General features: G+C 70.6%; 9 protein-coding genes. 6 read left to right on the top strand and 3 right to left on the bottom strand.

Features of this window, described 5'->3' with window-relative positions; translation table 11 throughout:
- Positions 1-434 precede the first annotated feature (434 nt).
- The 6 genes from glnA (at position 435) to ACFU5G_RS07615 (ending at position 8,139) form a co-directional block, all read left to right on the top strand.
- Positions 435-1,859: a type I glutamate--ammonia ligase gene (gene glnA, locus ACFU5G_RS07590; RefSeq protein ID WP_377242364.1), complete on the top strand. Its 1,425-nt coding sequence runs from the start codon at positions 435-437 to the stop codon at positions 1,857-1,859.
- Between the two features lie 214 nt (positions 1,860-2,073).
- A complete protein-coding gene (locus ACFU5G_RS07595; RefSeq protein WP_377242366.1) occupies positions 2,074-2,259 on the top strand; it encodes a hypothetical protein in 186 nt (61 codons plus the stop codon).
- Positions 2,260-3,124: 865 nt separating this feature from the next.
- Positions 3,125-5,893, top strand: coding sequence for a cation-translocating P-type ATPase (locus ACFU5G_RS07600; protein WP_377242368.1), 2,769 nt, complete (start codon positions 3,125-3,127; stop codon positions 5,891-5,893).
- A gap of 85 nt (positions 5,894-5,978) precedes the next feature.
- Positions 5,979-7,022: a hypothetical protein gene (locus tag ACFU5G_RS07605; protein WP_377242370.1), complete on the top strand. Its 1,044-nt coding sequence runs from the start codon at positions 5,979-5,981 to the stop codon at positions 7,020-7,022.
- On the top strand, positions 7,019-7,456 hold the full coding sequence (locus ACFU5G_RS07610; RefSeq protein ID WP_377242373.1) for a hypothetical protein: 438 nt from the start codon (positions 7,019-7,021) through the stop codon (positions 7,454-7,456). The genes ACFU5G_RS07605 and ACFU5G_RS07610 overlap by 4 nt, the downstream gene beginning before the upstream one ends.
- Before the next feature lie 95 nt (positions 7,457-7,551).
- On the top strand, positions 7,552-8,139 hold the full coding sequence (locus ACFU5G_RS07615; RefSeq protein WP_377242375.1) for a hypothetical protein: 588 nt from the start codon (positions 7,552-7,554) through the stop codon (positions 8,137-8,139).
- A 75-nt stretch (positions 8,140-8,214) separates the two neighbouring features.
- On the opposite strand, the gene ACFU5G_RS07620 is transcribed toward ACFU5G_RS07615, so the two are convergent.
- The 3 genes from ACFU5G_RS07620 to ACFU5G_RS07630 all read right to left on the bottom strand — a co-directional run bounded on the left by ACFU5G_RS07620 (position 8,215) and on the right by ACFU5G_RS07630 (position 12,129).
- Positions 8,215-9,435, bottom strand: coding sequence for a VWA-like domain-containing protein (locus tag ACFU5G_RS07620; RefSeq protein ID WP_377242377.1), 1,221 nt, complete (start codon positions 9,433-9,435; stop codon positions 8,215-8,217).
- A complete protein-coding gene (locus ACFU5G_RS07625) occupies positions 9,432-10,619 on the bottom strand; it encodes an AAA family ATPase (RefSeq protein WP_377242379.1) in 1,188 nt (395 codons plus the stop codon). The genes ACFU5G_RS07620 and ACFU5G_RS07625 overlap by 4 nt, the downstream gene beginning before the upstream one ends.
- A gap of 73 nt (positions 10,620-10,692) precedes the next feature.
- A complete protein-coding gene (locus tag ACFU5G_RS07630) occupies positions 10,693-12,129 on the bottom strand; it encodes a hypothetical protein (RefSeq protein ID WP_377242381.1) in 1,437 nt (478 codons plus the stop codon).
- Positions 12,130-12,287 lie beyond the last annotated feature (158 nt).

Raw genomic sequence — 12,287 nt, forward strand, 5'->3', positions numbered from 1 at the left:
GTTTAAAACCCCCCGCCCCCCCCCGGCCCCCGGCCCGCCCGACGGGGCTGGGGGGGTCGCTCCCGGGGCGCCGCCCGCCGGCCGCCCCCCCTCACCTCGAGGGGGGCGCCCCCCCCCCGGGTGGCGCCCCCTTCGCCCGTCCGCAGTCAGTCCGCAGTCAGTCCGCCGACCGGTCCCCGGGCGTCCGATGGACGGACGCCGCCGGGCCTCGCCATGTGAGTTCTGGCACGCTGTGGGGAAGCTGCCGGAGCTACCACCAGCACATCGCCCCACGGTTACACGGTCGAGAGGCGCGAGAAACACTCCGGCAACAATCAGTAACCCGAGAGAAACCACCTGCCCTTAGGTTCGTGGCGATCCGCGTGCAAGCCCCAGCTCATTCGGCACGGTGCGACGGACTCCCCCTGGACTTATCGAGCGAGCAAGGAGCGCAGATGTTCAACAACGCCGAGGAGGCGATCGCCTTCACCCGCAACGAGGGGGTGGAGTTCGTCGACGTCCGGTTCATCGACCTGCCGGGTGTCACTCAGCACTTCAACATCCCGGTCGAGCAGTTCGACGAGGACGCCTTCAGCGAGGGCCTCATGTTCGACGGCTCGTCGATCCGCGGGTTCCAGGCGATCCACGAGTCCGACATGAAGCTCGTGCCGGACATCGCGACGGCGTACATCGACCCGTTCCGCAAGGCCAAGACGCTGATCGTGAACTTCTCGATCGTGGACCCGTTCACGGGTGACGCCTACGCCCGCGACCCGCGCAACATCGCGGCCAAGGCCGAGGCGTACCTGAAGTCGACCGGCATCGCCGACACCGTGTTCTTCGGTGCCGAGGCCGAGTTCTACGTGTTCGACGACGTGCGCTTCAAGACGGCCGCGAACGAGAGCTTCTACTCGATCGACTCCGTCGAGGCCGCCTGGAACACCGGCCGTGAGGAGGAGGGTGGCAACCTCGGGTACAAGACCCGGTACAAGGGCGGCTACTTCCCCACCTCGCCGAGCGACCGTTTCGCGGACCTCCGCGACGACATGGTCAAGACCCTCGGCCAGGTCGGCCTCTCCGTCGAGCGCGCGCACCACGAGGTGGGCACCGCCGGCCAGCAGGAGATCAACTACAAGTTCAACTCCCTGCTGCACGCCGCCGACGACCTGATGAAGTTCAAGTACGTCATCAAGAACGTCGCGTTCGAGGCCGGCAAGTCGGCCACGTTCATGCCGAAGCCGATCTTCGGCGACAACGGCTCGGGCATGCACTCGCACCAGTCGCTCTGGAAGAACGGCGAGCCGCTGTTCTACGACGAGAAGGGCTACGGCGGCCTGTCCGACCTGGCCCGCTGGTACATCGGCGGCATCCTGAAGCACGCGCCGTCGCTGCTCGCCTTCACGAACCCGTCGGTGAACTCGTACCACCGCCTGGTGCCGGGCTTCGAGGCTCCCGTGAACCTCGTCTACTCGGCCCGCAACCGCTCCGCCTCGATCCGTATCCCGATCACGGGTACCTCCCCGAAGGCGAAGCGCATCGAGTTCCGTGCGCCGGACCCGTCGTCGAACCCGTACCTGGCGTTCGCCGCGATGCTGATGGCCGGCCTGGACGGCATCAAGAACCGCATCGAGCCGCCGGCCCCGGTCGACAAGGACCTCTACGAGCTGCCGCCCGAGGAGCACGCGCAGATCGCCCAGGTCCCGACGTCGCTCGGTGGCGTGCTCGACGCGCTCGAGGCCGACCACGAGTACCTCACCGCCGGTGACGTGTTCACGGAGGACCTGATCGAGACCTGGATCGCGTACAAGCGCGAGAACGAGATCGACCCGATCCGCCTGCGGCCGCACCCGCACGAGTTCGAGCTGTACTACGACATCTGACAGTCGGTCCCCCGTGACCTGCTGAGATGCCCCGGAACGGCGGCTGACCCGCACTTCGTCTCGCGACGTCGTGCGGCGTCGGCCGCCGTTTCTCGTGCTCTCGGGGGGTAGCTCTCGGGCAACTGCCCAGGTCCAGGGCCCGCCGCCGCAAGGGCCGTCGGAGTTCACCCTGGCCCCGGAGTGCCGAATCAGGGCGGCGTGGCATCGTCGAACTATGAGCACCGACGAAGCAATGAGCAGCTTCAGGTCAGCGGAGGAGTGGGCCGGCCAGGCATACAGCCGCCTCTCCGGGCTGACGGGCGGCGACGAGGCGACGACGCAAGCGCTCGCCGATCTGGCGCGAAGCATCGGCGCGCTGGCCAAGGGCCTGGGGCAGATGACTACCGAGCCGCCCCCGTGATCCACGCGCCCGACACGGCGTGCAGACGGCGTTGAGCACAGCGGTTGCTGCCACGAGGAGCCTGTGCTGGCAGGAACTGCTGTGGTGATCGGCCGCTGGGCACCGGCTGGCCTGCCGAACGATCTACGGCCCGGCAGACCGCTCTTCCGTCCGCACGGCCGTTACCGTTGCCGTTCCCATAGGCCTGAGGCTTCCTTCCGTAACCAGCACCAGCTCGTCACCGACCACGACACGGTCCCAGGGCTCCAGGTGCATCGGATGAACTCGCGCAGGAGCCTCATCCCCCGGGGTCAGTGACGGCCGCGAGTCGAGGATCAGGGGTGCTGAGAGAGCAGTAGGACCGAACAGCCCATCTGGTTGGCGTTCTGGGATGATCCAGACGGCATGCAGGCCGGACTGCACGGCTCGGATCTTCGGCTCTCCTGGTGCATTGGAACCGAGGCGAAGGACGACGTCGAGCACGAGGCCCGTCCGCCTGTGCCGCTGCCAGCCGAACTCGACTTTCGGTTCTGACACTGTCGCTCCTTGCTTGCCATCAGGTGCCGGTTGCCCACCTCGGTGAGTGCCTCAGCAGTGGGGCTCAGAGACACCAGTTCAGCAAGGCCTGGCAGACGTCCAGTTGAGGAATTGCAGCCTCAGCCCACCATCCTCATGCTTGAGGGCGCATCTCGCCGACCACGAACCTGCGACACGCGCCCGCCTCGTGACAGCGCGCGTCCAAGGCCACAGCCCGGCGTCGTCGTCCACGCCCACGGTCGCCCGTTTCGGGGGAGGTCCGGCGCCCCGGCGTCCGTCATCGTGTGGTTTGCGGAGGAGGCGTCGCCTGGCTTCAGGGTGCGCCCGATGGAGCGCGCTGGAGGCGACCATGACGCGGACCGTCGGCCGGATCTCGGTGGACCCGGCGTCCACCCACGCGATCGAGGTCGCCAACCGGCTCCATGTGGACGTCGTGGAGGGGCTCAGCGCCGCCGAGGCGACCCGCAGGCTGAACATGTACGGCGCGAACCGCCTGGTCGCGGCCAAGAAGGAGTCGGCCCTCCAGGCGTTCGGGCGGCAGTACCGCGACTTCATGCAGATCGTGCTGCTGGTGGCCGCCGTCGTGAACCTGCTGGTCACCGGCGACGTCGGCACCTCGATCGTGCTGGCGGGCCTGACCCTGTTCAACGCGGTCATCGGCCTGCGGCAGGAGGCCAAGGCGGAGGAGAGCGTCGCCGCGCTGGCGCAGATGATGAAGACGGTCGCGCGGGTCCGGCGCGACGGTCAGGCGGTCGAGGTCGACGCCGGCGAGCTGGTGCCCGGCGACGTCGTCCTGGTCGAGGCGGGTAACCGCGTGCCCGCCGACGGCCGGATCACGCTGGCCGCCACCCTGGAGATCGAGGAGGCGGCCCTGACCGGCGAGAGCCTCCCGGTCGCGAAGTCCACCGACCCGGTGGCGGGCGACGACGTCCCCCTCGGCGACCGGACCTGCATGGCCTACATGAACACCTCGGTCACGCGCGGGCGCGGCGAGATGGTCGTGACCGCGACCGGCATGAACACCGAGATCGGCCACATCGCGAACCTGCTGGCGAGCACCGAGGCGGACAAGACGCCGCTGCAGAAGCAGCTGGACGGCCTGTCCAAGATCATTGCGTCGATCGCCGCCGTCGCGCTGGTCTTCGTCGTCGTCCTCGGGCTGATCCGGGGTGAGTCGTTCGACGCGCTGTTCATTACCGGCGTCGCGCTGGCCGTCGCGGCGATCCCGACGGGCCTGCCCGCCGTCGTCACCGCCCTGCTGTCCATGGGCACCCGCGAGATCGCGCGCCGCCACGCGATCGTCAAGCGGCTGCCCGCGGTGGAGACGCTCGGCTCGACGTCGGCGATCTGCTCCGACAAGACCGGCACCCTCACGCTCAACAAGATGACCGCCCGCGAGCTGGCCGTCCCGGGCCACCCGGTCTTCGCCGTCACGGGCGAGGGCTACGGCACCGCCGGCGAGATCAAGCACGTGGGCGGGTCGGGCACCGACCTCGACCCGTACCTCCTGCCGATGGTGCTGTGCGCGGACGCCGTGCTCGACGGCGAGAATCTGATCGGCGACCCCACCGAGGGCGCGCTGATCGTGCTGGGCGCCAAGGGCGGGCTCGACATCGAGGCCACGCGGCGGGACTACCCGCGCCTGGCCGAGGTGCCGTTCGACTCCGAGTACAAGTTCATGGCCACCTTCCACGAGATGACCGACGACGACGGGCGGCCTGTGGTGCGCTGCTTCGTGAAGGGCGCCCCGGACGTGCTCATCGCGCGCGGCACCTCCTACCGCTCCCCCGACGGCGCCGTCGTGCCGATCACCGACGAGAACCGCGGCCTGGCGCTCGAGGCGAACAACCGCATGGCGAACTCCGGCGAGCGCGTGATGGTCGTGGCCCGGCGCGACGTCGACCCGGCGGTCTTCGAGGTCGCCCGGACGCACGGCCGGAACCTGATCGCCCTGGTCAGCGAGCTGACGCTGCTGGCGATGGTGGGCATCGTGGACCCGCCGCGGCCGGAGGCCAGGAAGGCGATCGCGGAGTGCCGGTCGGCGGGGATCCGGGTGCGCATGATCACGGGCGACCACGCCACCACGGCGGCGGCGATCGCCGCGGAGCTCGGGATCGAGGGCCGCGCGCTGACGGGCGCCGAGTTCGCGGACCTGACCGACGAGGAGCTGCTGGTGCAGCTCCAGGACATCGGGGTGGTCGCGCGGGTGGCGCCCGAGGACAAGATCCGGCTGGTGCAGCTGCTCAAGCGGTCGGGCAACGTGGTGTCCATGACCGGCGACGGCGTCAACGACGCGCCCGCGCTCAAGGCCGCCGACATCGGCGTCGCGATGGGCATCACCGGGACCGAGGTCTCCAAGGAGGCCGCGGTGATGATCCTGACTGACGACAACTTCGCGACCATCGTGAACGCCGTCTCGTACGGCCGCAGCCTCTACGACAACCTCGTGAAGTACCTGCGCTTCCAGATGTCCACGCTGGTCGCGTACATCGCGATCTTCCTGGTGGCGGGCATCCTGAACATCGCGGCGGGCACGCCGCTGAACCCGCTGCAGATCCTGTGGCTGAACATGGTCGTCGACATCCCGATCGCCATCGCGCTCGGCTTCGACAAGCCCACCAAGGGCCTGATGGACCGGCCCCCGCGCCCGGTCGGGGCGCCGGTCCTGTCCCGGACGGCCTGGATCCGGCTGTGCGTGCAGGGCGCGATCATGACCGCCGGGTCGCTCGTGGCGTACCAGCTCGGCCTCGGCCTGAGCGGCCCGATCGTCGCGGCGACCATGCTGCTCACCACGCTGTCGCTCTTCCACGTGCTCGCCGGCCTGCTCTCCCGCGACCAGCTCGGCACGATCTTCGACCGCGACGCGCTGCCCGGCGTCGCCCAGCTGCGACGGTACGGGCTGGCGCTGCTGGCGATCATCGCGATCACGACCATCGACCTGCTGGAGCAGATCTTCGGGACGACGGGGCTCGACGCGCAGCAGTGGGGCCTCTGCATCGCGCTGGCGCTGAGCCTGCTGGTGATCGAGGAGATCATCAAGGTCTTCCTGCGGCGGCGGGAGACGACGGGGGTTGCGCCCGGGCCGGTGCCGATCGCGGGGGTGGCGCGGCCGGCGTGAGGGGTCGGGCAACAGGGGCGCTCCCGTCTGAGATGATCCGGGACGAGCAGCTCCTGCTGCTGCCGGTGACTGGGGAGTGGCTACGGTGCAGATCTCGGACGAGCCGACCGCGCTGTTGCGCTTCGGCACTGTGGGCGCACCGGATCTGCCCGGTCGTGTCGAGCTCCTGCGGGCCGCGCACCGCCTGGGGGCAATGACAGGCGCGGAGTTCCTGCTGGACGTGGAGGCCGACTTCTCCGTCCGCGAAGGCCGGGACGTCATCTTCGCCGAGCCGTCGTTCCCTGTGGCCGAGCTGGCCCGGGCGCTGGAGCTGTGGGCCCCGGCGAAGGACGAGCCGCAGGACGACTTCGCGTTCGAGTCCATGGCGTACGAGGTTCTGGGTGCCGTGCGGATCGTCAACACGGTGGACGGTTGGACGATCGGGTCCCACTACGGGCCGACGACGACGGAGCCGCGGCCCTGGCCGGTCGTTCACGCGGAGATCTGGGCCTTCGTCAAGGCGGTCAAGGCAGCCACCCCTGTCGCGGTGCACGCTGCCACCGGCTCGATGATCACCGCGATCCTGGGTATGCACCGCGCCTTCGACATGTCCCTGGCCGACGCCAAGGCTTTCGTGATCGATGCCGTCGGTGGGGTCGATCCGGTCAACCAACGGCTTCATGACGTCGCCGAGAACTACGGCAGGACAGGGGTGTTGGGGATGCGGGTGCACCGTCTTGGCCGCCGACGAGGGCGCGGCGTCAAACGTGGTGGTGGATGGCCCGGCCGGAAGGCTGCGCGGCGCGTGGGACGGGCCGCGACCAGTGGTCGGCGGCGCTGTCGACATCGAGGTGGACATCGACCGGGCGTGTCCGTGGGACGACGTCGTGCCCGGGGCGACCTCGGTGCCCAGCGCCGATGGCGACCACCGTTCGTGGCTGCTGGGAGTGGCCGAACGACTGGATCCGGACGGCGTTCTCGTCGTCCGGTCCGGTCCTGCCGTCACGGTGGTCGAGATGACCGGCGTCCCGCCGGAGGGCACGATCGGAAAGCCCGTCGCGATCCCGGTCGACCGGGTTCGGTTCTTGCCCACCGGAAGCTGACACCGGGCATGAGCCTTCCTGACGTCGCGATCGGTCATCTTCGATGAACGATCCATCGTTCGCCGTCGGCGAGTACCGCCTGCGGCGCGTGCACGACCGGCTGTTCCATTACGCCCACGTCGTCGTCGCCGCACAACGTGCCACGACGAACACCGTCAGTGCCGGGACCGCGCCCTTCGCCTGGCGTCTCGACGCGTACGGCACGCACGCGTACGCCCTCGACACCGATACCGCACTGGTCGAGGAGGCGGTCGACGGCGCAGAGCAGGCGCTCGCCGCCCTACCGGCCGGAAGTGACGCGTTCTTCGCCGTCGTGACGTCGATCCAGACGTCGAACGTGGACACCTTCCCGGGTGATGTTCGGTATGCCGCAGGCCACGCGCTGTGGAGGGCAGTGGGTCACCAACGGGCGGACGCGCGGGAGGTCAGCGAGGGCAGGCTCGTCTTCCCGGACGAGACGACTGACGCAGCCAGGATCTGAGGCGGAGGTCGCGCTGGGGATCGTCTCCCGTTCTCGACGATCTCCCGTCGAAAACGAGATGTCGGAGGGTGCGCTGCCGCCCTACGCTCGCGCCCATGGACGATATCGGACGAGCTGACGAACAGCGGATCGTCGGAGACACCGAGACCCTCGATGCATGGGCGGACTGGTACTTCGGCATCGAGCACTACAAGACGAACTACCAGCGTGGGCTCGATGCGATCGCCACTACACATGGAGATCGCCTGGACGCACTGGCAGGCCGAGTACTCAGGCACGCTTGGGTGCTCTGGGACGTCGAGGACGACTCATGGTTCGCCGACGCGCCGGTGCTGTTCGACTTCGGGGACGAGCAGCTGGAGGTCCAGCACGAGAAATTCGACGAGCTCTCGATCACCTGGAACACCATCGATGCCCGCTCCGCGGTCCGTTGGCCGGGGAGCAAGCTCGTCTGGCGCGATGACACGCTGGCCGGCCTCTCGCGCCTGCACGGGCAGCGGGCGCTCGCCGGGCAGCTTCTTGAGTGGCGGGGGCCCGAGCCCGACCTGGCGAACGGGATGGTCGCCGTCGGAGTCGTCTTCGAGAACGGTCGGGTGCTCGTCCACAACGCCCTCGACGAGAACGGGCTCGACTTCGGGCAGCCAGGCCCGGAGTACCGTTCCTGGTCGCCTCGCACCCGATGACCATGCAGTTGCTGCCAGAACCGCGCCGATCCTGGCAGCAACTGCATGGTCGACATGGCCAGCGCCGCCCGGGAGTCACCCGAGCCGCACCACCCGGGCCCACGACGGCGGCGACGGGGGCTGGTAGTCATGGTCCTCGTTCCACTCGCTCGGCCGAGGAAACAGGCCCACCACTGTTCGGCACGAAGGCCTGACGGAGGGCCACGCCGTCTGGCCGTCGGTCAGGACGACGAGCGCGTCAGGCTTCGGGTGACGGCCGAGGGCTGCCGCCATTCCCGTCGTCAGGTCCGTGCCCCCACCCCCGATGAGCGGGATCCCTTCCGCCTGACACACGCGTCCCGCCGTGTGCACGGCCGCGTCGCACGACAGCACCGTCACCAGGTCGCGTCGTCCGCCCACCGCCTTCAGGATCGCGGAGACCTCAAGGAGTGCGGTGCCGAGCTCGTCGTCGCTCACCGAACCGGACGTGTCGATGACCACGCTGACCCGCGGCGGCCGGCGGCGCAGGCTCGGCAGGATCACCCCCGGCAATGACGCACTCCTCCGGCCGGGGCGCCCGTAGGTGTAGTTGTCGCCGACGCCGTTGCTCGTGACCGCCGAGCGAAGGGCGGCGCCCAGCAGGTCGCGCCAGGCCTGCGGCGGATGCACGACGTCGTTGGCCCAGCGCTGCCACCCCGAGGGCGCGTCACCGGGTGCCCCGACGATCCCGCGAGCGACCCGGAACCTGACGGCCTGCCGTTCCGACTCGGACAGGCCCGGGGAGTTCCCTTCCCCCAGGTCCCAGGCCCGGTCCTGTCCGTCCGCACCGCTGCCGCAGTCGTGCCAGGCGTACGGGTCCGTCAGGGGACCAGGACTGATGTCGTTGACGTACTCCTCCAGCAGCAGGCCCGGCTTGAGGTGCAGCCGGGCGGGAGTGACGACACCCGAAGGCAGCGGCAGGTCGTCGTCGACGATGTCGTCGTTGATCTCGCAGTCGGCGGCCAGGTTGATCTGGAACCGCCGGACGCGCGCCTTAGCCCCGGTGCGAGCCCCAGTGAGCCGGTTGCCGCGGCCGTGATGGTCCCGCAGCAGGTGGGAGACCTCGTGCACCCACACCCCGGCGAGCTCGTCCAGCGGCGTCCGCTCGACGAAAACCGGCGAGACGTAGCACCGCCAGTACCGGTCGACGGCCATGGTCGGCACCGTCGAGGTCGGCACCACCTCCAGGGCGAACAGGGCCGTCGCCAGGTAGGGCCGCAGGTGGCAGGCCCTGAGCCGGGCCGCATACAGCTTCTCGGTGTCCATGGCCGTCGTCACGCGCTCACGGGCAGCAGGCCGGCGTGCTTGCCCAGCGGCACAGCAACCGCGAGCCGTTCGATGGCGGCGGGCACCGCCCAGTCCGGTCGGCGCAGTGTCGACAGCGTCATGACCGGCGTGACGAGCAGGTCGGGTGCGCCGGTCTCCAGGGCCCGGACGAGCACCTCCCACGCAGCGGTCCACCGGCCCTCGTCCGGCCGCTTCTTCACCGCCAGCACGACGGCGTCCAGGACCGCCAGACGCAGGTCCCCTCGCTCGGGCAGCACAGCCGAGGCAGGGTCGGCGAGGAGCGTCTCCGGATCAGGCAGGTCGAGCCGGTCGATCGCCGCCAGCAGCTCGAAGCCCGGTCCGTCGCCCACGGCGCCCTTGACCAGCAGCGAGAGGACATCGCGGTCCACGTCGGCTGCCGTGGCGAACGCGACGAGACGCAGCGCCGTCTCCCAGCTGCGTGGTGACGGCCAGGCGCCGCCACGACGGGTCTCGCTGGTCGGCAGCTGGTGCATGAGCGCGGGCCGCGCCTCCAGGAAGGTGCACACGGCTCGCCGGGCGAACGCCACGGCGTCGGGGAGCCGCTGCGCGTCGAGCCGTGGCAGGACGGCGCTCGGCCAGGTCCCGCTCAGCCCGCGGACGACGACGTCGGGGTCGTGCCGCCACGGCAGGTGCACGAACCGGTTGGCCAGTGGAGCGCTGAGCTCCCAGCCGTCGGCGGCCGAGCCGCGTGGGTTCGCCGCGGCCACGATGCGGACGCCGTCGGGCAGCCGGAGCGCGCCGACCTGGCGTTCCAGGACGACCCGTAGGAGGGCCGCCTGCACGGCCGGCGGGGCCGTGGACAGCTCGTCGAGGAAGAGCAGCCCCCGGCCGGCGTCGGCCAGGCGGACGGCCCAGTCCGGCGGGGCCATCGGCACACCGAGACGCGCCGGGTCGTCACCGATGACCGGGAGGCCGTTGAAGTCGGACGGTTCGTGCACGCTCGCGATGACGGTGGTCAGGGGCAGGCCCAGCGAGTCGGCGAGCTGGGTGATCGCCGAGGTCTTGCCGATGCCCGGTTCACCCCACAGGAGCACGGGGACGTCGGCAGCCACCGCCAGCGTGAGCGCGGTGAGCTGCGGTTCGGGACGTGGTTCGGTCGTCGAGCCGGTGAGCAGGGACAGGAGGTCGGAGGCTACGGAGAGCTGAGAAGTCATGGGTCACCTTTGGGTGGTAGGGATCCGGGCGATGCCAGGCAGGTCAGTGCCGGGCAGGTAAGTGCCGGGCAGGTCAGTGGGACGCCGTGAGGCTGCGGCGGGCACGCCGGTCGCGCTGACGGCGGGGTGTAGAGGAAGCGACCACGGACGCGCGGAAGCCCCGGTCGGAGCGGGCCCACGGATCGGGCGGGGCCTCAGGGTCGACATCGAGCAGCAGCGGCAACAGGCCCGCCCGGTACGCGCCGTACGCGGCTCGTCCTGCTGCCACCGCGGCCAGCTCGTCCTGAAGGTCGCCGGCCCGGAGCACCGCCTCGGCGCCCAGGAGGTGCTCGACCGTGGCCAGGGCGGAGTCGACGTCGCCGTGGTCGAGCCGCGCGCGCACGTCCGCGAGCGCCGTCGGCGCGCGGTGCAGCTGGTCGATGACGTGGAGGCAGGGCAGCGGCGTGCCGCCGAGCCGTGCCAGCAGCTCCTCGCGCCGGATCTGGTCCGGAGGGTGGTCGAGGGCGGTGAGGACGCCGTCGACCACGGCCAGCCGGTGCGCCTCGCCGCGGCAGTCCACGTGTCGTGTGCCCGGTACCGGTGCCGGACGTCGGCCGCGTGTGCTGCCCGGGGCCAGCGCCTGGGCGACGAGCGGGTGCAGGTCGCCGGGCGCGATCAGCCCTGCCCGCAGGAGCAGGACGTCGGGTGGCACCCAGGTCGCGGCGTGCGGGAGCGCCGCGATGCCGGGTACCCGGCGGCGTCGCGGGGTTCCGGAGAGCCGGCCGTCGTCGAGCAGGTCCGCGAGGCCTTCGGGCGTGGGCGGCTGCGGGGTTCCGGTGTGGTCCGGGCGCAGGACCAGGCGCCTGGCGCCCAGATGTACCGCGACGCCGCCGTCGGGGACGCCGTCCGACTCGACGAGGAGTGCGGCTTCCGCCGCCCATCTGGCCACCGCCCAGTCCGCCGGCACAACCGCGGCAGCTCCGGGACCGACTGGTGCGGCTGCGTCCGGGGCGCGCCCGGCTCGTCCGGCCAGCTCGTCGCCGCGCCGCGCATCCCAGAGGTGCCGGTGCAGGTCGAGCCGGAACCGCCGATCCGGGTGCTGTGCTGCCGCGTCGGCGGCGTCCCACCATGCCAGGCTCATCCGTTGTGGCCCTGCCGCCCACGCGGGCGGGGTCCGGACCACCAGGTGCCCCGTGCCGCCGTCGGGCAGGGGGTACCGGGCGAGCGTGGAGGTGGTACCGGGCCGGAGCAGGCCGTCGGGCAGCACCCGCGGCATGTGCCAGCGCAGCAGGTCAGGGGCGAGATGGCGGAGGTCCGCCCGGACGGCAGCACCGAGCTCGACGCCATGACGACGTCGGAGCTCGCGAAGGTCCACGTCGACGTCCACGTGGGCTGCCGCGCAGGCGCCCGCCCAGTCGCCCACCTGACGGCGGGCCGTGGAGGTCTCGATCATCGGCGGCGGTACGGCGTACTCACGTACCCGCTGCCAGGAAAGGAGCCGGAGGTTCTCGGTCGACCTCGATGAGTGCATCAGCACTCACCTGCGGTGTACCGGACCTCCAATCTGGTGATCGTGAAGGTCATCATCGGGAGGGAGGCTAGCAGGCCGGGCGCACGGCCGGTAGCCTCCCGCTGTGCCACACCGGAAGACTCCCCATGCGCACCAGCCGATGTTCGAGACGGTGGAGT

The organism is Promicromonospora sp. NPDC057488 (assembly GCF_042802395.1).
Lineage (GTDB): Bacteria > Actinomycetota > Actinomycetes > Actinomycetales > Cellulomonadaceae > Promicromonospora.

Bases quoted from the DNA above. Each gene is read 5' to 3' on its own strand.
- glnA (WP_377242364.1), top strand. From the start codon at position 435: ATGTTCAACAACGCCGAGGAGGCGATCGCCTTCACCCGCAACGAGGGG.
- ACFU5G_RS07595 (WP_377242366.1), top strand. From the start codon at position 2,074: ATGAGCACCGACGAAGCAATGAGCAGCTTCAGGTCAGCGGAGGAGTGG.
- ACFU5G_RS07600 (WP_377242368.1), top strand. From the start codon at position 3,125: ATGACGCGGACCGTCGGCCGGATCTCGGTGGACCCGGCGTCCACCCAC.
- ACFU5G_RS07610 (WP_377242373.1), top strand. From the start codon at position 7,019: ATGAACGATCCATCGTTCGCCGTCGGCGAGTACCGCCTGCGGCGCGTG.
- ACFU5G_RS07615 (WP_377242375.1), top strand. From the start codon at position 7,552: ATGGACGATATCGGACGAGCTGACGAACAGCGGATCGTCGGAGACACC.
- ACFU5G_RS07625 (WP_377242379.1), bottom strand. From the start codon at position 10,619: ATGACTTCTCAGCTCTCCGTAGCCTCCGACCTCCTGTCCCTGCTCACC.
- ACFU5G_RS07630 (WP_377242381.1), bottom strand. From the start codon at position 12,129: ATGCACTCATCGAGGTCGACCGAGAACCTCCGGCTCCTTTCCTGGCAG.